The sequence below is a fragment of the Streptomyces sp. NPDC090499 genome, assembly GCF_044769305.1.
In the GTDB taxonomy this organism is placed as follows: Bacteria; Actinomycetota; Actinomycetes; order Streptomycetales; family Streptomycetaceae; genus Streptomyces.
Window position 1 is genome coordinate 416,732 of sequence record NZ_JBIVXP010000008.1, and the last position, 18,953, is coordinate 435,684.

Annotated in this window: 17 protein-coding genes and 1 riboswitch; of the genes, 9 read left to right on the top strand and 8 right to left on the bottom strand. The window is 73.6% G+C overall.

Translation table 11 applies throughout. The annotated features are described in order from the left end of the window. Positions 1–53: 53 nt before the first annotated feature. The 3 genes from efeB to ACIQVL_RS29445 form a co-directional block, all read right to left on the bottom strand. Positions 54–1,298, bottom strand: a complete 1,245-nt coding sequence (gene efeB, locus ACIQVL_RS29435) for an iron uptake transporter deferrochelatase/peroxidase subunit (protein WP_403476808.1) — start codon at positions 1,296–1,298, stop codon at positions 54–56. Next, positions 1,295–2,491 (bottom strand): EfeM/EfeO family lipoprotein, encoded by a 1,197-nt coding sequence (locus ACIQVL_RS29440; protein ID WP_403476809.1) that lies wholly within the window; start codon positions 2,489–2,491, stop codon positions 1,295–1,297. The genes efeB and ACIQVL_RS29440 overlap by 4 nt, the downstream gene beginning before the upstream one ends. Before the next feature lie 131 nt (positions 2,492–2,622). Then, positions 2,623–3,672, bottom strand: coding sequence for an amidohydrolase family protein (locus tag ACIQVL_RS29445; RefSeq protein ID WP_403425777.1), 1,050 nt, complete (start codon positions 3,670–3,672; stop codon positions 2,623–2,625). 147 nt (positions 3,673–3,819) lie between these two features. Here ACIQVL_RS29445 and ACIQVL_RS29450 point away from each other — a divergent pair, with 147 nt between their 5' ends. From ACIQVL_RS29450 to ACIQVL_RS29460, 3 genes are read left to right on the top strand one after another with little or no spacing between them, the layout of a single operon-like run. Continuing rightward, on the top strand, positions 3,820–5,394 hold the full coding sequence (locus tag ACIQVL_RS29450; protein ID WP_403476810.1) for a bifunctional 3-(3-hydroxy-phenyl)propionate/3-hydroxycinnamic acid hydroxylase: 1,575 nt from the start codon (positions 3,820–3,822) through the stop codon (positions 5,392–5,394). 10 nt (positions 5,395–5,404) lie between these two features. Continuing rightward, positions 5,405–6,268 (top strand): alpha/beta fold hydrolase, encoded by an 864-nt coding sequence (locus ACIQVL_RS29455; protein WP_403425772.1) that lies wholly within the window; start codon positions 5,405–5,407, stop codon positions 6,266–6,268. After that, positions 6,265–7,272: a VOC family protein gene (locus tag ACIQVL_RS29460; RefSeq protein WP_403476811.1), complete on the top strand. Its 1,008-nt coding sequence runs from the start codon at positions 6,265–6,267 to the stop codon at positions 7,270–7,272. Before ACIQVL_RS29455 ends, ACIQVL_RS29460 begins: the two co-directional genes overlap by 4 nt. Before the next feature lie 295 nt (positions 7,273–7,567). Here the strand turns inward: ACIQVL_RS29460 and ACIQVL_RS29465 are convergent, their stop codons facing one another. After that, on the bottom strand, positions 7,568–7,933 hold the full coding sequence (locus ACIQVL_RS29465) for a MerR family transcriptional regulator (RefSeq protein WP_403476812.1): 366 nt from the start codon (positions 7,931–7,933) through the stop codon (positions 7,568–7,570). 90 nt (positions 7,934–8,023) lie between these two features. On the opposite strand from ACIQVL_RS29465, the gene ACIQVL_RS29470 reads away from it, so the two are divergent. The 5 genes from ACIQVL_RS29470 to pgm all read left to right on the top strand — a co-directional run bounded on the left by ACIQVL_RS29470 (position 8,024) and on the right by pgm (position 12,866). After that, positions 8,024–8,470 (top strand): hypothetical protein, encoded by a 447-nt coding sequence (locus ACIQVL_RS29470; protein ID WP_403425767.1) that lies wholly within the window; start codon positions 8,024–8,026, stop codon positions 8,468–8,470. Positions 8,471–8,664: 194 nt separating this feature from the next. Next, complete coding sequence (locus ACIQVL_RS29475) at positions 8,665–9,720, top strand: enoyl-CoA hydratase/isomerase family protein (RefSeq protein ID WP_403425765.1); 1,056 nt, start codon at positions 8,665–8,667, stop codon at positions 9,718–9,720. 67 nt (positions 9,721–9,787) lie between these two features. Then, a riboswitch (cobalamin riboswitch) is annotated at positions 9,788–9,929 on the top strand. A 36-nt stretch (positions 9,930–9,965) separates the two neighbouring features. Further along, complete coding sequence (locus ACIQVL_RS29480; RefSeq protein ID WP_293990680.1) at positions 9,966–10,187, top strand: CbtB-domain containing protein; 222 nt, start codon at positions 9,966–9,968, stop codon at positions 10,185–10,187. 22 nt (positions 10,188–10,209) lie between these two features. After that, positions 10,210–10,965 carry a CbtA family protein gene (locus ACIQVL_RS29485; protein WP_403425763.1) on the top strand — a complete coding sequence of 252 codons (756 nt, stop codon included), beginning with the start codon at positions 10,210–10,212 and terminating at the stop codon, positions 10,963–10,965. A gap of 260 nt (positions 10,966–11,225) precedes the next feature. Then, a complete protein-coding gene (gene pgm / locus ACIQVL_RS29490) occupies positions 11,226–12,866 on the top strand; it encodes a phosphoglucomutase (alpha-D-glucose-1,6-bisphosphate-dependent) (RefSeq protein WP_403476813.1) in 1,641 nt (546 codons plus the stop codon). Between the two features lie 335 nt (positions 12,867–13,201). Here pgm and ACIQVL_RS29495 read toward each other — a convergent pair whose 3' ends face one another. The 4 genes from ACIQVL_RS29495 to ACIQVL_RS29510 all read right to left on the bottom strand — a co-directional run bounded on the left by ACIQVL_RS29495 (position 13,202) and on the right by ACIQVL_RS29510 (position 16,991). Continuing rightward, the gene (locus ACIQVL_RS29495; RefSeq protein WP_403476814.1) at positions 13,202–14,479 is read right to left on the bottom strand and encodes an RNA polymerase sigma factor; all 1,278 of its coding nucleotides are present in this window, start codon (positions 14,477–14,479) and stop codon (positions 13,202–13,204) included. Further along, positions 14,476–14,817 (bottom strand): YciI family protein, encoded by a 342-nt coding sequence (locus ACIQVL_RS29500; protein WP_403425757.1) that lies wholly within the window; start codon positions 14,815–14,817, stop codon positions 14,476–14,478. Before ACIQVL_RS29500 ends, ACIQVL_RS29495 begins: the two co-directional genes overlap by 4 nt. Then, positions 14,814–15,548 carry a nuclear transport factor 2 family protein gene (locus ACIQVL_RS29505; RefSeq protein ID WP_403425755.1) on the bottom strand — a complete coding sequence of 245 codons (735 nt, stop codon included), beginning with the start codon at positions 15,546–15,548 and terminating at the stop codon, positions 14,814–14,816. Before ACIQVL_RS29505 ends, ACIQVL_RS29500 begins: the two co-directional genes overlap by 4 nt. 96 nt (positions 15,549–15,644) lie before the next feature. Beyond that, entirely contained in the window at positions 15,645–16,991 is a 1,347-nt protein-coding gene (locus ACIQVL_RS29510) for an FAD-binding protein (protein ID WP_403476815.1), read from the bottom strand. Between the two features lie 180 nt (positions 16,992–17,171). Here ACIQVL_RS29510 and ACIQVL_RS29515 point away from each other — a divergent pair, with 180 nt between their 5' ends. Continuing rightward, on the top strand, positions 17,172–18,842 hold the full coding sequence (locus ACIQVL_RS29515) for a hydrogenase maturation protein (RefSeq protein WP_403476816.1): 1,671 nt from the start codon (positions 17,172–17,174) through the stop codon (positions 18,840–18,842). The last annotated feature ends 111 nt before the right edge of the window (positions 18,843–18,953 follow it).

Genomic DNA, 18,953 nt, shown 5'->3' on the forward strand with positions numbered 1-18,953 from the left:
CCGTGTATTGACCGTGCGGGCTACGGAATTGCCGCGAAGTTGTTCGAACAAGCTCAGGCGAGCAGCGTGCGTCCGTACCAGTCGTTCCGGTCCCGCACCCCGGGCAGCGCGAAGAAGTAGCCGCCGCCGAACGGCGATATGTAGTCGACCAGCGGCTCCCCGGCCAGCCGCTTCTGCACGGTCTCGAACTGCCGGGCCAGGTCCTGCTGGTAGCAGCAGAACAGCAGCCCCATGTCGAGGTTGCCGTTGCTGTCCATGCCCCGGTCGTAGTTGTAGGCGCGGCGCAGGATCCGCTGGTCGGCGGTGGCCGTGGTGCGCGGGTTGGCCAGCCGGATGTGCGCGTCCAGCGGGATGACGTCACCCTTGGGGTCGTCGGCGTAATCGGGCGTGTCGTGCTCGGCGTTGCCGTCCAGGGGCGCCCCGGACTCGCGCGACCGGCCGAACATCCGCTCCTGCTCGCTGAGCGAGACCCGGTCCCAGAACTCCACCAGCATCCGGATCAGCCGAACGACCTGGTAGCTGCCGCCGACCGCCCACTCCGGTTCGCCGGAGTCCTTGCCGACCCACACCAGCCGGTCCATCTCCCGGGCGCTGGTGGTCTCCGGGTTGGCGGTGCCGTCCTTGAAGCCCAGCAGGTTGCGCGGGGTGCCGGACGGGCGGGGCGGGCTGGTGAAGCCGTCCAGCCGCCAGCGGACCTGCATGCCGCCCCGGGTGTGCCGGGCGATGTCGCGCAGTGCGTGCAGCACGGTGTCGGTGTCGTCCGCGTGCAACTGCAAACTGAGGTCGCCGTGGCACCACTCGGGCCGCAGGTCGTCGTCCGGGAACGCGGGCATCGTCGTCAGCCGGCGCGGTCTCAGTTTCCCGAGCCCGTACCGGTCGTCGAAGAGCGAGCCGCCGAGGCCGACGGTCACCGCCAGCGCACCGGAGGGGAGTTGCTCACCGAGGACGCCCGAGTCGGCGGGCGGGGCGGTGACGCCGGCCGGGTCCGGGGTGCCGCCCGAGGTCAGGAAGCGGGCGCGGTCGGTGAGCGTGTGCAGCAGCTCGGTCAGCTCGGCGCGGCTTCCGGCGGTGACGTCGAAGGAGGTGAACACGGTCGTCCGGCGGGGCGCGGCGATCGCCGACTGCTGGCGGGCGCCGTGGAAGGGCGCGATCGTGCCGGCGGCGGCGGTGGTGTCGGTGGTGTCGGTGCCGGGGGCGGCCGCGCCGCCGGCGGCCAGCCCGGCCCCCGCGAGGGCAGCGCCGCGCAGGAACCCGCGGCGGCCCACGCTGCCCTTGCCGGCCGTCTCGTTCGCGCTCATACCGTCCTCCGCGGATCGCACAGGGTCGCCACCGACGCCAGCCGCTCCACCAGGTCGTCGAGGACCGCGTCCACGTCCTCGCGCTGCCGGTGACCGAGCTTCGCCAGCGGCGTCCAGGCGCCGCCGTGCCCGAAGCCGTCGAGCACCGTCCCGGCCCGCTTCAACTCGCTCTCCAGAGCCGCCAGATCCGCGTACCGGGTGACGAGCAGCGGGTGCAGCCGGGACATGACCTGCATGGTGCCGTCCAGGTTGGCACGGGCGGTGGCGAGGTTGCTGCCGCTGCCGTAGTCGGTACGGCCGGTCAGCTCGAACTGCACGGTGTTCTCCAGGATCTCGTGCGCCCGCAGTCCCAGCTGGGCGGGGTCCATCCGGGTCTGCGCCCAGTCGTCGCGCAGCGCGGTGACCGCCTTCACCAGGTCCGCGGCCGGGCCGCGCAGGCCGGCCGCGGACTCGCCGTGCCACAGGCCGTACTCGATCCGGTGGAAGCCGGTGAAGTCCTTGTCGTGCACCCCGCCGGGCAGTCCCGCGTCCGTGCCGTTGATCGCGCCGTCGGCGTCGCCGAAGGCGTCGTACGCCGCGCCCAGCCGCTCGTACTCCAGGTGCGCCGGGAGCCAGGCGGTGCGGGCGGCGGCCAGATCGCCCCGGTCGACCGCGGCCCGCAGGGCGGTCGTCAGCCGGACGACGTCGGACAGGCCGCTGCCGATCCACTTCTGGTAGGCGAGCGCCGGGGGGATCAGGTCGTGCTCGGTGACCGGGGCCGCGGCCGGGCCGCTGCTGCCCCTGGCGATCCGGACGGTCGGCCCGGTGACGGCGTCGGCGTCGTCGGGCACGCACTTGAACGCGTACGCGCCCTTGCCGAGCCGGACGGTCAGCTCCCGGGTGGTACCGGGCCCGATGTCCTCGACCTCGCCGTACACGGCCTGGCTCTTCGGGTCCTCCAGCAGGACCTCGGCGGCCCCGTCGGTCGGATTGTGCAGGTCGAAGACCTGGACACCGGACACCGGCGCGCTCCACCCCCGGCCGCAGCGGCTGGCGGACACCTCCACGGTGGTGTGCGGCAGTGCGGTCGGGTCGGCGTGCGCGGGGCGTGAGTCGCGCGTGAACGCCAGTACTCCGGCCACCAGGCACACGACGGCGACACCGACGACCGTCCAGGGACGCAACGACCTCCAGTTGAGGCCGGACAACACCATCCCGAGCTCCTGGGGTTTCGTACCGTTCGTGATCGCCTCATGTTAGGCAGCCCTTCGTACTCGAACGGCCGTCCAGGGAAACCCATGACCAAGAGTTCCCTGCCGGTTCACCGGACCTCCGGCGGAACCCCTCAGTCGGTGCCGGGCTGGACCAGCCGGAAGAACGCGCGTGCCCCGGCGCGCCGCACGGACCGCCGCAGCCGTGCCGGGAACGGGCGCGCGGCGGATGGCGGGGCGGGGGCGCCCGCCAGGCGGGGGAAGAGCGCCTCGGCGTTGCCGCGGTTCACGGCCGCGAGCACGCCCGGGTCGACGCCGCTGTCCAGTCCGGTGGCGAAGTACTGGCCCGCCGCGGCCGGCGCGAACGGCCAGTCGCTGCCGAACAGGACGTGGCCCGGCCGGGCGAAGGCGAGCAGCGTGGGCAGCGCCGCCGGGCTGGAGGAGAGCGCGGTGTCGAAGTAGAAGCCGCGGAGGTCCTCCAGGACGTCCAGCGGGCTGCGCCCGGTGTCGGCCGCGAGGGCGACGGCCATGCGGTGCGAGGCGTACGGCACGAAACCGCCCGCGTGGCTGAGGACGAACCGGATGTGCGGGTACCGGCGCACGACACCGCCCCGCACCAGGAGATAGGCCGCGCGCGTGGTGTCGAGGAGGAAGTCGGCGGCGAACGGCGGGATCCCCGCCACGGCGGGTCCGGGCAGCTCCGCCGGGTGCACGAACGCGACCGCGCCGTGCTCGTCCAGGACCCGCCACAGGGAGTCCTGGCCGTCGGCCCCGAGATAGTCGCCCGCGGTGTTGGCCAGCAGGGTGACGCCGTCGGCGCCGAGCCCGGCCAGCGACCGTTCGGCCTCCCGGGCCGCAGCGGCGGCGTCCGGCAGCGGCACGGTGGCGAACCACCCGAAGCGGGCGGGGTGTCCCGCGGCGAGCTCGGCGGAGAAGTCGTTGAGCCGCCGGGCCATGGCGCCGGCCTCGCCGGAGTCGGTGAGGAATCCGGTGCCCGGCGTGGAGACGGACAGGATCGCCGTCTCGGTGCCGAGCAGGTCCATCTGCTCCAGCGCCGCCTCGGGGCTCCAGGCGGGCAGCGCGCGACCGCCCGCCTCCGCGATCCCGTGCCCGGCGAGGGCGTCCCGGTAGAAGGGCGGGATCAGGTGCTGGTGGACGTCGATGCGGCGAGATGCGCTGTTCATGGGAGTGCCTTTCCCGTCGTGACGGCACTTGACCGCCCTTCGACGGCCTGCTTACCGTAGTGAGCATTCCAATTGGAGCAAACGCTACAGCAAAGAGCCGCGACAGGAGCGACATGGGGTGTCCGGGTGAGCAGTGAGACGAGAGCCGTGAACGGAGCCGACGACGACGCCTACGACGTGGCGGTGATCGGCTACGGGCCCACGGGGGTGACCGCGGCCAACCTGCTGGGCGGGACGGGCCTCAGGGTCGTGGTCTTGGAGCGGGAGGCCGACGTCTTCTCCCGGGCGCGGGCCATCTCCACGGACGAGGAGGTCATCCGGATCTGGCAGCGCATCGGCCTGGCCGAGCGGCTGAAGCCGGACATGCTCGCCGAGCGGCCGCTGGACTTCGTCGACGCGCGGGGCCGCACCTTCCTCAGCGCCCGCCCGGCCCCGCGCGGCCACGGGCACCCGCCGCAGATGTTCATCTACCAGCCCGCGCTGGAACAGGTCCTGCGCCAGGGCGTCGACCGGTACCCGAACGTGGCGGTGCTGCTGCGCCACGAGTGCCTGCGGCTGCGGCAGGACGCGGCGGGCGTCGAGCTGACGGTGATCGGTGCCGACGACTCGGTACGACGGCTGCGGGCACGGTACGTGATCGCCGCGGACGGCGGCTCCAGCCTCGTCCGGGCCCAGCTGAACGTGGGGTACGAGGGGCGGACGTACGAGGACCGCTGGGTGGTGATCGACACGGAGATGCTGGAGCCGTGGCCGGACCACGACCGGCTGCGGTTCCGCTGCGACCCGGCGCGCCCGGCGGTGGACTGCCCGACGCCGCTCGGCCACCACCGCTGGGAGTTCCCGATCCTGCCCGGTGACGACGAGCAACAGCTGACCAGCGACGACGCGATCTACGCGATGGTGTCGCGGTACGGGATCGGCCGGGACCAGATCAGGATCCTCCGGGCCACCGTGTACAGCCATCACGTCCGCTTCGCCGCCCGGTTCCGGGTGGGCAGGGTCTTCCTCGCCGGGGACGCCGCGCACGCGATGCCGCCGTGGATCGGGCAGGGCATGGCGGCGGGGGTCCGGGACGCGGCCAACCTGTGCTGGAAGCTGGCCGCCGTGCTGCGGGGCGAACTGCCGGCGGGCCTGCTCGACTCCTACGAGGCCGAGCGCAAGCCGCACGTGAAGGAGGTGACCCGGCGGGCGGTGCTCGTCGGCCGGCTCATCACCGAACGCAGGCTCCCCCTGGCCCGCGTCCGCAACGGCCTGCTGCGCGCGATCCGCCCGGTGCCCGGACTCACCTCCCGGCTGGTCGACGCCAACTGGATACCGGTCGCCTCCTACCCGAACGGATTCCAGGCCCGCCCCCGTACCAGGGCATCCGGGCACCAGATCCCGCAGCCCTGGGTGACCGGCCCCGACGGCGCACGGGTCCGGCTGGACGACGTGCTCGGCGGCCGCTGGCTGCTGCTGCACCTCGGCCCGCCCCGCCCGCAGCCCGCCTGGGAGGGGGTGCCCTCGCTGGCCGTCCTGCCCGCGGGCTCGCGTCCGGCCGAGGGCGCGGTCGTCGACAGCGACGGCGTGCTGCTGCCCTGGCTGGCCGGGCGCGGCGCGGCCACGCTCGCCCTGCGCCCCGACGCCTACGTCTACGCCGCCGCACCTGCCGGCACCCGGTTCCCGCCACCACCGGCCGGGTTCGCCCCCGCGTCACGACCCGCCGCCGTCTCCGCCCAGTGAGGACCGCCCCATGACCACACAGACCGCGCCGCCGTCGATGCACGAGTCCCTGCTCGATGTCGCCGGCAGGAAGATCTTCGTCGCGGAGACCGGTGACGGCCCGGCCGTCCTGCTGCTGCACGGCGGCGGCCCCGGCGCCTCGGGAGTCTCCAACTACAGCCGCAACATCGCCGAACTGGCCAAGGAGTACCGGGTCGTCGTCCCCGACCTGCCCGGCTACGGCCGCAGCACCAAGGGCGTCGACGGAAGCGACCCGTTCGGCTGTCTGGCAGACGGCATCCGGGGCGTGCTGGACCGACTCGGCCTGGACAAGGCCCACCTGGTCGGCAACTCCTACGGCGGCGCCTGCGCGCTGCGCCTCGCCCTGGACACCCCCGACCGGGTCGACCGCATGGTCCTGATGGGCCCCGGCGGCATCGGCACCACCCGCGCCCTGCCCACCCCCGGCCTCAACAGCCTCCTCGACTACTACGCGGGGGACGGCCCTTCCCGGCCCAAGCTGGAGAAGTTCATCCGCACCCACCTCGTCTTCAACGCGGCCGAGGTGCCCGACTCGGTCATCGACTCCCGCTACCGGGACAGCATCGACCCCGAGGTCGTCGCGAACCCACCGCTGACCCGTCCGAAGTCCCTGCGCACCGTGTGGAAGACGGACTTCACCCGCGACCGGCGCCTGGCGCGGCTGCCCGTGCCGACCCTGGTGCTGTGGGGTGCCGCGGACAGGGTCAACCGGCCCTCCGGGGGCCGGATGCTGGCCGGCCGGCTGCCCAACTGCGACCTGTACCTGGTGGCGAACACCGGGCACTGGGTGCAGTGGGAGCGAGCCGAACTGTTCAACAGCCTGTGCGCGGACTTCCTGGCAGGCCGGCGATGAACCCGCGGCACGACGTCTTCGGCTCCGTCCACCTCGGCTGCATCGTCATCGAGACGAACCGGTTCGCCGACTGGCGCCGGTTCGGCAGCGACGCCATCGGCATGCACCACGACGACCTCGACACCGGTCTGATGCGGTTCCGCCTCGACGACCACGAGTGCCGGTTCCTCCTGCGGCGGGGGCCCGCCGAGGACGTGGTCGCGGTCGGCTGGCACCTCGACGACCACACCACCTTCGAACAGATCGAGGCCCGGGTGCGCGCCCACGGCGTCCCCGTGACCCAGGGCACCGCCGAGGAGGCGAAGCAGCGGGGCGTCGAACGACTCCTCCGCTTCCCCGGCCCCAAGGGCATCACCCAGGAGATCTGCACCACCCCGCTCACCACTGCGGAGCCGCTGCGCATGCTCGCGTCCGGCTGGGTCACCGGCGACTCCGGGATGGGCCACGTCGCCATCACCTCGGTCAAACCCGCCCTGACACGCGGCTACTTCAACACCGTCTTCGACGCCCGCCTCACCGACTGCATCGACGAGACCATCAGCGGTGTCAGACTCAGGATCCGGTTCCTGCGGGTCAACGAACGCCACCACTCCATCGCCGTCGCCGCCGTCCGCGGCCTGCCCATCGACCCCGTCCGCACCCGCGTCCAGCACCTCAACATCCAGGCCGCCTCCCTGGACGACCTGGCGCGCAGCTACCAACGCGTCCACGAACTCGGCTTCGACATGGCCCTGTCCGTCGGGCAGCACACCAACGACAAGGAACTCTCCTACTACGCCCGCACCCCCTCGGGCTTCGAATGGGAGGTCGGCTGGAAGCCGATCGTCATCGACGAGTCCACCTGGGAACCCAGCACCCACCAGGGCATCAGCATCTGGGGCCACACCCCGGTCGCCCGGACCATCGTCGACAAGCTCGACCAGTTCCGCCTCGGCACCCGCTCCCTGCTCCACCCGGAGAAGACCGTCCCCGCGCTCGGCGGAGGCGGCATCCCCGACGACTGACGGCCCGTACCGCCGCTCCGTCGCGGGTGCGTCGACGTGTCCCCGTACCGCTCGCGCTGGGCAGGGGACACGGCCCCCTGGTCCGGGTCGCGGTGGGTCCGGCGGCGCCGCACCGGACGCGGCGGCACGGTCGGTGTCGCCCATACGGAGACCATCCTGGACGCGCCGGGCGGAGCACCTGGCGGGGGAGCGGCCCGGCCCCGGTTCGCCGCCCGCGAGTTCGGACCGGGGGTACGCCTGCGGGCCGTGGCCGCGGGCGGCCTTCTGACCGGCCGAGCAGCCCGTCGGGCCGCGCTCAGCCGCCCTCGGCGTCGACCCGCAACGGGCATCCGGTGCCGACGCGTCCGGCCAGCTCTCCGCGCAGGGCCGTCAGTTCGGCGATGCGTGCGTCGACCACCGCGATCTTCTCCTCGAACAGCGTCGACAACGCCCCTGCCGTGTCCGGCGCCTCGCTCAGTTCCGCGATGTGTCGGCCGATCTCGGCCAGCGAGAAGCCGAGGGTCTGCGCGGTGCGCACGTAGTCCAGCCAGGCGACCGTCTCCGGCGGGAAGTCCCGGTAACCGTTGGCCAGTCGGCGACCCGTGACGAGGCCGATCCGCTCGTAGAAGCGAATGGTGTCCCTGCTCATGCCCGTCCGCGCGGCCAGCTCCCCGATACGCACGACCTTCCCCCCACTCGCACTTGACCTTGGACCGTACTCCACTGTCCAGCGTGAGGCCGCCGCTGCCACTCGATCAGCAGGAGCCTCGCCGTGAGCCGTCCGTCCGCCGCCCCCGCACACCGCGCCTACCTCCGGGTCGTACGCGCGAGCGCCTGGTACGACCTCGTCGTCACCGCGGGATTCGCCACACCCTGGACCTATGCCCTGGTCCATGACGCCCTGTCGTCGGCGGGTGGGGCGTTCGGACTGGGCGTCCTGCCCGCGTTGGACCCCATGCAGACCCTCTACGCGAACCTGATGGGCTCGGTCGTGGTGGTCTGGGCAGTTCTGCGGATCGTCGGGCCGCAGCCGCTGCACGGGTTGTTCGACGGAGCCGCCCGGAGCCTGTTCACCGCCTGGCAGGCGTACGCGCTGGGCCACGGCGCGCCGCGCCTGCTGTGGCCCTTCCTCGTGGTGGAGGCGGCCTTCGGTCTCGCCCAGCTGTGGCCGGGGTGGTGGACCCGGCGGTGGCCGATGCCGCGCAGCTGCCGGACCTGAGCGCGGCCGCCGATCTCGGCCGGCGGCCGCCGGCCGGCGCGACCGAGGCCCGGGGCGCCCTTCGACGGGTCGGTGTGCCGCGGACACGACGGCCGGGAGAAGATCGTCCCCGACCCACGCGTCCACCCGATCCCGGAAGGAACCGACGAGAACATGCGCCTCATCGTGACCGGCGGCCCGGCGGAGGTGTCCGGATGACCGGCGCCGACGAACACGTCCTGCTGCACGTCGACGGACGGGCCGCGCACCTCACGCTCAACCGGCCGAAGGCCATCAACGCCCTGTCCCACGCCATGGTGCGCCGCATCGACGAGGCGCTCACGGAGTGGGAGCAGGACCCGGCCGTCCGGACCGTCGTCATCACCGGCGCGGGGGAGCGCGGCCTGTGCGCGGGCGGGGACATCCGCGCCGTCCACGACGACGCCCGGGACGGCGACGGCTCGGCCGCGGCCGCGTTCTGGCGGGACGAGTACCGGCTCAACGCCCGCATCGCCCGGTACCCCAAGCCGTACGTCGCGCTCATGGACGGCATCGTGATGGGCGGCGGGGTCGGCGTCTCGGCACACGGCAGCGTCCGGATCGCCACCGAGCGGTCGCGGATCGCCATGCCGGAGACCGGGATCGGATTCGTGCCCGACGTCGGCGGCACGTACCTGCTCGGCCGCGCCCCCGGCGAACTCGGCACCCACCTCGCCCTGACGGGCGCCGCGATCGGTGCCGCCGACGCCGTGCTCTGCGGACTCGCCGACCACTGCATGCCGTCCGGCTCGATCCCCGCGTTCGTCGCCGACCTTGCCACCCTGCCCGTGCCCGAGGCACTCGCCCGGCGGGTACGGCAGGCTCCCGACGGGGAGTTGGCCGGACACCGGGCGTGGATCGACGCCTGCTACGCGGCCGGCACCGTCGAGGAGATCGTCCAGCGGCTGCACGCGCACGGCGACCCGGCGGCGAAGGAAGCGGCGGACACCCTGCTCACCAGGTCGCCCACCGCCCTGAAGGTCACGCTGGCGGCGCTGCGCCGGGCCCGCGAACTCGGCTCTCTGGAAAGGGTCCTGGACCAGGAGTACCGCGTGTCCTGCGCGACCCTGACGACCCATGACCTGGTGGAGGGCATCCGCGCCCAGGTCGTCGACAAGGACCGCACCCCGCACTGGTCCCCGGCCACCCTCGCCGACGTCACCGACGCCGACGTCGAGCGCTTCTTCGCCCCGCTCGGCGAGCGCGAACTGGGCCTCGCCGCACCCGGCTGACCCGCTCGAACGGCCGCCCATCAGGCGCGAGACGAAGATCACGCCTGATGGTGCGGTCTTGGCCGTGCTCCTGACACGCGGTACGGTCTGTCCGATATCGACGACGGCGAGACGGAACCCGGTGGGAATCCGGAACGGTCGCGCCACTGTATGCGAGAGCCCCACAGCTGCTCGTGAGTCAGACCCGTGGCCGTCGTCCTGTGCACCACCGAGTTGGGACGCGAACTCCCAGAGGAGGTCCTGCCATGGCGCAGACCGTCGCTCCGCCGACAGCCAACACCCCCGCCGTTCCCGCCAAGCTGCCGCTGTCCGCGATAGCTCCCTGGGCGGTCTTCTTCGGCATCCTGATGCTGATCCTGCTCTACTTCGTCGGCGCCGAACAAGGTGCCACCTCCGTGTTCAGCGGCACGGACGTCCACGAGTGGGTGCACGACGCCCGCCACCTGCTCGGCTTCCCCTGCCACTGACGCGAGGGGCGCCGTACCACCCATGAACTCCGCAACGGTCCGCAACCTCCTGGTGCGGGGCATGCTCGCCGGCCTGGCCGCCGGCCTGCTCGCCCTCGTCGTCGCCTACGTACTCGGTGAGCCGAACGTCGACAAGGCGATCGGCTTCGAGGACGCCCACTCGCACGAGCACGAGATGGAGGTCGTCTCCCGCTCCCTGCAGTCCACCGCCGGCCTCGCCACCGGGGTCCTCGTCTACGGGGTCGCCTTCGGCGGCATCGCCGCGCTCGCCTACTGCTTCGCCCTCGGCCGCGTCGGCCGGTTCTCGCCGCGGGCCACGGCGCTGCTGCTGTCCGGCTGCGCCCTGGTCGCCGTGTACGTGGTGCCGTTCCTGAAGTACCCGGCCAACCCGCCGTCGGTGGGCGACCCGGACACCATCGGCAAGCGGACCACGCTGTACTTCCTGATGATGCTGCTCAGCGTGCTCCTCGCGGTCGCCGCCACCATCCTCGGCAAGCGGCTCCAGCCGCGGCTGGGCACCTGGTGGTCGGCCGTCCTCGCGGTGGCCGCGTTCGCCGTCGTCATCGGGCTCGCCTACCAGTTCCTGCCGGTCATCAACGAGGTGCCCGCGGACTTCCCGGCCACCCTGCTGTGGCGGTTCCGGCTCTCGGCGCTCGCCATCCAGGTGGTGATGTGGGTCGGATTCGGCCTGCTGTTCGGCGAGTTGGCCGAGCGCGTCCTCAATCCGAAGCCCGCGAAGGCCCCGGCCGCCGCGCGCACGGTGCCCGCTCCGCACTGACCGGCACCACGCCACACCGCACGACACGAGAGGGCCCACCGGATCCGTCCGGGGGCCCTCTCGCGTTCGTTCGACCCCGCCCCGGCCGGCCGGCGGGCCTCTGCGAACAGCGCCCGCCCGCCGCGGTACGTCTGCTGTGAACCCGCCGTGAACCCGCCGTGTCTTCGGCGCGCGGCCGGTGCCGCACTCGCGTTCGCGACCGCTGACAAGGAAAGATGGGCGGCGAGCGATCGATCAACGACTGCGGAGGAAGTGGACTCATGCCGCATGAGCGAGCGGGCCGGCCGGCGGCTCCGGAGGACCTCGTCGACGTGGCCCGGCTGGTCACGGCCTACTACGCGCTGCACCCCGACCCGTCCGACCCCGGCCAGCGGGTGGCGTTCGGCACCTCGGGACACCGCGGATCGTCGCTGACGACCGCGTTCAACGAGGACCACATCGCCGCCACCAGCCAGGCCATCTGCGAGTACCGGAGCGGCCAGGGCACCGACGGCCCCCTCTTCCTGGGCGCCGACACCCACGCCCTGTCCGAGCCCGCCAAGGTCACCGCCCTGGAGGTGTTCGCCGCCAACGGCGTCACCGTCCTCGTCGACAGCGCCGACGGCTACACCCCCACCCCGGCCGTCTCGCACGCCGTCCTCACCCACAACCGCGGGCGTACCACCGGCCTCGCGGACGGCGTCGTGGTCACCCCCTCGCACAACCCGCCCGCCGACGGCGGCTTCAAGTACAACCCGCCCAGCGGCGGCCCCGCCGCCTCCGACGCCACCTCCTGGATCCAGGACCGCGCCAACCAGATCATCGCGGGCGGCATGAAGGACGTACAGCGCATCCCCTACGAGCGGGCGCTCGCCGCACCCACTACCGGCCGCTACGACTTCATGGGCGTGTACGTCGACGACCTGCCCAGCGTCCTCGACCTCGACGCGGTCCGGGCCTCCGGGCTGCGCATCGGCGCCGACCCGCTCGGCGGCGCCTCCGTCGCCTACTGGGGCCGGATCGCCGAACGGCACAGTCTCGACCTCACCGTGGTCAACCCGTACACCGACCCCACCTGGCGGTTCATGACGCTGGACTGGGACGGCAAGATCCGCATGGACTGCTCGTCGCCGTACGCGATGGCCTCGCTCATCGAGAAGCGCGCCGAGTTCCGCGTCGCCACCGGCAACGACGCCGACGCCGACCGGCACGGCATCGTCACCCGCGATGCCGGCCTGATGAACCCCAACCACTACCTCGCCGTCGCCATCTCCTACCTCTACCGCCACCGCGAGCGGTGGGCGGCGGACGCGGGCGTCGGCAAGACCCTCGTCTCCTCCTCGATGATCGACCGGGTCGCCGCCGACCTCGGCCGTCAACTGGTCGAGGTCCCGGTCGGATTCAAGTGGTTCGTCGACGGACTCGTCAGCGGTGCCATCGGGTTCGGCGGCGAGGAGTCGGCCGGCGCCTCCTTCCTGCGCCGCGACGGCTCCGTCTGGACCACCGACAAGGACGGCATCCTGCTCGCCCTGCTGGCCTCCGAGATCACGGCCGTGACGGACAAGACCCCCTCCGAGCACTATGCCGACCTCACCGCCCGCTTCGGCGAACCCGCCTACGCGCGCATCGACGCCCCCGCCACCCGCGAGGAGAAGGCCCTGCTCGCCAAGCTCTCCCCGGCCCAGGTCACCGCCGAGACCCTCGCGGGCGAGCCGGTCACCGCCGTCCTCACCGAGGCGCCGGGCAACGGCGCCGCGATCGGCGGCATCAAGGTGACCACCGAGAACGCCTGGTTCGCGGCCCGCCCGTCCGGCACCGAGGACGTCTACAAGATCTACGCCGAGTCCTTCCAGGGCCCCGACCACCTGGCCCGGGTGCAGGAGGAGGCGAAGGCGGTGGTGAACACCGCGCTCGGCGGCTGACGACGGGGGGCTGACCGCTGCCGGGCCGTCGACGAGCACCTGGAGGACCCGGGCACGCATCGGCCCGGCACGGCCCGGATCGGCGGCGGGTTGTTCGAGGCGGGCCGGCGCGGTCCGGTCGTACGGCCCTTCGAGCCTGCTGCGCCGGGGCGCGGGTTCGGTCCAGGCCCCGTACACGGCCGCGACCAGGTCGCCGCGGTCGGCCTGCACGGCGAGTTCCACCGCGCGCTGCCGGGAGCGCCGGGCCGCGTCGGTGGCGCCGGTGCGCAGCTGCGCGACCAGCCACGACGGCGCGGCAGCCGGCAGGGCGCGTCGCGGCGGTCCCGGCGGAGCGCTCAGGCGGACCGGCACTCCGCGAGCCGCTTCGCCAGGAACCTGCGCTCCGCCGCGTTCTCCGCCAACTCCAGTGCCCGCGCGTACGATTGGGCCGCCTCCCGGAGCCGGCCCGAGCGGCGCAGCAGGTCGGCGCGGGTCGCGGGCAGCAGGTGATAGCCGCTCAGGTCGTCCTCCGCCTCCAGCTCCGCGACCAGGGCGAGCCCCGCCTCCCCGCCCTCGGCCATGCCCACGGCGACCGCACGGTTCAGCCGGACCACGGGCGAGGGAACGTACCGCTGGAGTTCGCCGTAGAGGCCCGCGATGTCGGCCCAGTCGGTGTCCGCGGCGGTCGGCGCGGTGGCGTGACAGGCGGCGACGGCGGCCTGGATCTGGTACGGGCCGGGGCGGCCGCGGCGCAGTGCGCCGTCCAGGAGCGCGGTGCCCTCGTCGATCTCGGCGCGGTCCCAGGCCGTGCGGTCCTGGTCCTCCAGGGTGACCAGATCGCCCGCCCCGTCCACCCGGGCGTCCCGGCGGGCGTCGTGCAGCAGCAGAAGCGCGAGCAGCCCGACGACCTCCGGTTCGTCGGGCATCTGGCGGGCCAGCAGCCGGGCCAGCCGGATCGCCTCGGCGCACAGGCCCGCCCGCATCAGGCCGTCGCCGGCCGAGGCCGCGTACCCCTCGTTGAACAGCAGGTACAGCACGCCGAGGACGCCCGTCGTGCGCTCGGGCAGCAGGTGCGCGGGCGGCACCCGGTACGGGATGCCGGCGTTGCGGATCTTCCGCTTGGCCCGCACCAACCGCTGCGCCATCGTCGCCTCGGGGACGAGGAAGGCGCGCGCGATCTCGGGTGTGGTCAGCCCGGCCAGGGTGCGCAGGGTCAGCGCGACCCGGGCCTCGATCGGCAGCGCCGGGTGGCAGCAGGTGAAGACCAGCCGCAGCCGGTCGTCCGCCACCCCGCTGCCGTCGCCCTCGCCGAACGGGTCGTACGGATCGAAAGGGTCGTACGGCCCCTCGTCCCGTGCCGGCACCGCAGCCTCCCGCAGCTTCCTGGCCCCCACCGACTCCCGGCGCAGCACGTCCAGGGCGCGGTTGCGGGCGGTCGTGGTCAGCCAGGCGCCGGGGCGGCCCGGCACTCCGTCGCGCCGCCACCGTTCCAGTGCCTGGGCGAAGGCGTCCTGCGCGCACTCCTCGGCGAGGTCCCAGTCGCCGGTCACCCGGATCAGCGTGGCGACGACCTGGGCCCACTCCTCGCGGAACGCGGCGGCGACGGCCGCCTCGACCTCGTCCGTGGCACTCACTCCCAGACCGGCCGGACCTCGACCGAGCCGCCGGCGAGCGCCGCGGGGTGCCGGGAGGCCAGCGCGATCGCCTCGTCGAGGTCGGCGACCTCGATGACGTCGAAGCCCGCGATGTACTCCCTGGTCTCGGCGAACGGCCCGTCGCTGAGCAGCACTTCGTCGCCCTGGACCCGCACGGTGGTGGCGTCGGCGCCGGGCCGCAGCCGGGCACCGCCCCTGACGGCGTCCCGGCCGCGCACCTCCTGGACGTACGAGGCGAACCGCGGGTCCTCGGCGATCTCGGCCGGGCTCAGCTCCTCGCCGCCGAGGGGGGTGCAGATGAACAGGACGTACTTCATGACCGCTCCGCCTCCACGGGCACCGAGACGTGTTCGTGCGCGATCAGCCAGCTGAAACCGGTGTCCCGGTAGCCGGTGGTCACCCGCACCACCCGGTCCAGGCGCTCCCCGCCCACCCGGGTGCCGTGCATCCGGACCAGGGCGTGGCTGAAGGTGCTGCCCTCCCCGGGACGCACGCGGAGTTCGAGCACCTCGCGGTGGACCGGCCCGGTCAGCGTCGCGAACCACGCCTCGGCCGCCTTGCGCAGCGCGCCGATCCCCGACCGCACCTCGGCACCGGCGGTTCCGAAGACCTCCACGTCGGGCGCGTAGCAGGCCGTCAGCCGGTCGACGTCCCGGTCGTGGGCCGCCGCGGTCAGTTCGGCGTCGAGACGGCGGACGGCCGTCTCCGCGTCCTCCATCAGCCCCTCGTCCCAGAACGGGCGCACCTCCATCGCCCCGATGGTGGCCACGGGGTGCGCGGCCGCGATCCGTACGGCCTCCTCCAGGCTGCCGCAGTCGACGACGTCGAACCCGGCCACGTACTCCTTCGTCTCCGCGAACGGACCGTCGGTGCGCAGCACCTCGCCGTCCCGGACCCGCACGGTGACCGCCCGGTCCGGCAGCTGCAGCCGGTGGCCGTACAACCGGGTCCCGCGCCGGACGCCGTGCTCCTCCACCCACGGTTCGACGGGTGCCGTCCCGGACGCGTCAGCGGTGTCGTCGCCGCAGACCAGCAGCATGTACTTCATGGTTCCTCCCGGTGCTCAAGAGCTTCCTGCACCCCACCGACGAACGGCACCCCGCTCGATCGACACCCCGGGCGCCCCGATTTTCCGTGCCGCCGTTCACCAGTCCATGCCGTGTCCCCGGCCCAGGATGCCGTGCGGGTCGTGGCGGCCCTTCGCCTCGGCCAGGGTGCCCCACCCGCTGCCGTAGTGCTCCTGCCAGTCGCCGGGGGACATCGGCAGCGCGTTGGCCGGATAGGCGACCGCGCCCTTCGCCCGCGCGTTCTCGTAGGCCGTGCGGTTGGCGGCCACCATCGGGCCGGCCGTGCCCGGCGCGGCGGTGCGCAGCAGGGCGAGGAGGTGGACGACCTCGCCGCGTGGGCGGCGGAAGAGCGGGGCGCGCAGGGCGCGGGTGAGCAGGGGGTAGAGCAGCACCAGGCCGTTCGCGCTCAGGTCCCGGAAGGCGGGGTCGGTGAGGACGCCGGTCACGACGGACGCGGCGGTGTCGTCGGGGAGCAGCAGGTTCAGCCAGGGGTGCGGATGGAACCACTCGCCGGTCGCGCGCAGGACCTCCTCGTCGGCGGCGACCCGGTTCGCGAACTCGGCGTATCCGAGGTCCTCGGTCTCGGACGAGGCGAAGGAGAGGCCACGGAGCAGGGTCCGGTCGTCGGGCGGGGCCGCTCCTTCGTGGGCGGCCACCGCCTCCACCATGTACGTCCAGCCGCCGGAGGCGTCCTCGGCGGGGCGGGCCTGGCCTTCGAGGTAGGCGAAGCGCCGGTCCGTCGCCAGCAGGCGCTGGTCGGCCAGGTAGGTGTCGAGGTCGGGATAGTACAGGCAGTAGCGGCGGACCAGGGCGGGCGCCGGCACCAGGCGCAGGGTGGCCCGGACGACGACGGCCACCTGGCCGAGGCCGGCCAGCACCGCGTGGAAGAGGGCCCCATGGCGGTCCGGCGAGCAGACCACGTGCTCACCGGCGCCGGTCACCACCTCCAGCTCCAGCACCGAGTCCGCGACCAGACCGTGCCGGTGACTCGCGCCGCCCAGTCCGCCGACGCTCAGCACCCCGCCGACGCCGGCGCCGAGGTAGTCGGTGAGGACGGGCGGCGCCAGACCGTACGGCAGGGTCGCCTCAAGCACGTCCCGCCACAGCGCCCCCGCCTGTACCTCCACCCGGTCACCGGTCACCGGACCGATCGCGTTCAGCTCGCGCAGGTCGAGGACGATCCCGCCGCGCGCCTGCCCCTGGCCGTACATCGAATGACCGCCGGCCCGCGCCGCCACCGGGATGCCCCGCGGCCCGGCATGGGCGAGCGCGTCCCTGACCCCGGCCGCCGACCGGGGCCGCAGCACCCCCACGGGCGGCGCGCACACCAGCCGGCCGAAGTCCTCCGCGGCCTCCCGCAGGATCTCCGGGCGGGTGTCCAGCAGTTCCTCGAATCGTTCGCAGACACGGTCCGACGACGTCACGCGGCACGCTCCAAAGAGGGATCGGTCGGCACAGGCCCACCCATCTTCGCGCCATGTGCCCGGCGCACGGTCCCTGTTTCCCCTTCCGCCGCCCGAACAGGGCCACCCGGCGCAGGACGGGCGGCGAAACGCCGCACGGGTCCTTTCCGGGAGCCGCTGAAGCGGCAAATATGCCGCACCATGGACATTCTGCTCGTCGCGAGTGCGTTCAACAGCCTGTCCCAGCGGGTCTGCGCCGAACTGTCCGACCTCGGCCACCGGGTGGACGTCGTCCTCGCCGGCCAGGGCCCCGACGCCGTCCGCCGTGCCGTCCGGGACCGGCACCCGGAGCTGGTCATCGCACCGATGCTGAAGACGGCACTCCCGGAGGACGTGTGGCAGCGGCACACCTGCCTGATCGTCCATCCGGGACCGCTCGGCGACCGGGGCCCCTCCTCCCTCGACTGGGCCGTCGCCGAACAGCCGGCCGAGTGGGGGGTGACCGTGCTCCAGGCCGAGGCGGCCATGGACGCGGGCCCGGTCTGGGCGAGCCAGACCTTCCCGGTGACTCCGGTCGGCAAGAGCGACCTCTACCGCAACGAGGCCGCCGACGCCGCCCTCACCGCCGTCCACCGGGCCGTACGCCGGTACGCGGACGGCTCCTACAAGCCGCGGCCGCAGAGCGATCCCGCGATCCACGGCAAGGTCGTCTGGCGGGACGCCTTCCGGCAGGAGCGGCGGCGGATCGACTGGGCCGCCGACGACACCGCGACGGTGCTGCGCAAGCTGCGCGGGGCCGACTCGCAGCCGGGGGTGCTGGACGAACTCCTCGGCCGCGAGCTGTTCCTGCACGGCGGGCACCCCGAGGACCGGCTGCGCGGCGAGCCGGGCGAGTTGCTGGCGACCCGGGCGGGCGCGGTCTGCCGGGCCACCCGCGACGGCGCCGTCTGGATCCCCGAACTGCGCCCCCGCAAGAACTCCGGCGATCCGGCCCCCTTCCGCCGCCCCGCCACCCACGTCCTCGCCGACCCGGACCTCCCCGACCGCCCCACCCCGCTCGAACTGCCCCCCGACCGCCGCACCTGGACCGACATCCGCTACCGGCAGCACGGTGACGTCGGCCTCGTCAGCTTCTCCTTCCCCGGCGGCGCGATGAGCACCGGCCACTGCCGGCGCCTGCTCGCCGCCTACCGGTACGCCCTCGCCCGGCCCACCCGGGTCCTGGTGCTCGGCGGCCGCCGCGACTTCTTCTCCAACGGCATCCATCTCAACGTCATCGAGGCCGCCCCGGACCCCGCCGAGGAGTCCCGGGCCAACCTCGACGCCATGGACGACCTGGTCGAGGCCGTGCTGCGGACCACCGACCGGCTCGTCGTGGCCGCGCTCGGCGGCAACGCGGCGGCCGGCGGCGCCATGCTCGCCCTCGCCGCCGACGAGGTCTGGTGCCGGGCCGGTGCCGTGCTCAACCCGCACTACCGGCGGATGGGCCTGTACGGCTCGGAGTTCTGGACGTACTCCCTGCCGCGCCGCGTCGGCGCGGAGACGGCCCGGCGGCTGACGGAGGAGGCCCGGCCGGTGAGCGCCGCGACCGCCGCCCGGACCGGGCTCGTCGACCGGCTGCTGCCGGTCCCGGCGCAGGGCTTCACCGCCGAGGTCGAGCGACTGGCGACCGAGCTCGCCGGCACCCCGGATCTCGGCCGCCGGATCGCCGCCAAGGCCGCGGCGCGCCGGGCCGACGAGGAGGAACGGCCGCTGGCCGAGTACCGGAAGGACGAACTCGCCCTGATGCACGCCGTGTTCTTCGACCCGGACGCCGCCTACCACGCGCTGCGCTCCGACTTCGTGCGCAAGGTGCCGGGCGGTGCCCGGTGACGCGGCTGCTGGTGGCGGGCGGTGCCCGGTGACGCGGCTGCTGGTGGCGGGCGGTGCCCGGTGACGCGGCTGCTGGTGGCGGGCGGTGCCCGGTGACGCGGCTGCTGGTGG

Excerpts from the sequence above, each read along its gene's own strand:
- efeB (WP_403476808.1), bottom strand. The coding sequence starts at position 1,298 with ATGAGCGCGAACGAGACGGCCGGCAAGGGCAGCGTGGGCCGCCGCGGG.
- ACIQVL_RS29440 (WP_403476809.1), bottom strand. The coding sequence starts at position 2,491 with ATGGTGTTGTCCGGCCTCAACTGGAGGTCGTTGCGTCCCTGGACGGTC.
- ACIQVL_RS29445 (WP_403425777.1), bottom strand. The coding sequence starts at position 3,672 with ATGAACAGCGCATCTCGCCGCATCGACGTCCACCAGCACCTGATCCCG.
- ACIQVL_RS29455 (WP_403425772.1), top strand. The coding sequence starts at position 5,405 with ATGACCACACAGACCGCGCCGCCGTCGATGCACGAGTCCCTGCTCGAT.
- ACIQVL_RS29460 (WP_403476811.1), top strand. The coding sequence starts at position 6,265 with ATGAACCCGCGGCACGACGTCTTCGGCTCCGTCCACCTCGGCTGCATC.
- ACIQVL_RS29475 (WP_403425765.1), top strand. The coding sequence starts at position 8,665 with ATGACCGGCGCCGACGAACACGTCCTGCTGCACGTCGACGGACGGGCC.
- ACIQVL_RS29480 (WP_293990680.1), top strand. The coding sequence starts at position 9,966 with ATGGCGCAGACCGTCGCTCCGCCGACAGCCAACACCCCCGCCGTTCCC.
- ACIQVL_RS29485 (WP_403425763.1), top strand. The coding sequence starts at position 10,210 with ATGAACTCCGCAACGGTCCGCAACCTCCTGGTGCGGGGCATGCTCGCC.
- pgm (WP_403476813.1), top strand. The coding sequence starts at position 11,226 with ATGCCGCATGAGCGAGCGGGCCGGCCGGCGGCTCCGGAGGACCTCGTC.
- ACIQVL_RS29500 (WP_403425757.1), bottom strand. The coding sequence starts at position 14,817 with ATGAAGTACGTCCTGTTCATCTGCACCCCCCTCGGCGGCGAGGAGCTG.
- ACIQVL_RS29505 (WP_403425755.1), bottom strand. The coding sequence starts at position 15,548 with ATGAAGTACATGCTGCTGGTCTGCGGCGACGACACCGCTGACGCGTCC.
- ACIQVL_RS29515 (WP_403476816.1), top strand. The coding sequence starts at position 17,172 with ATGGACATTCTGCTCGTCGCGAGTGCGTTCAACAGCCTGTCCCAGCGG.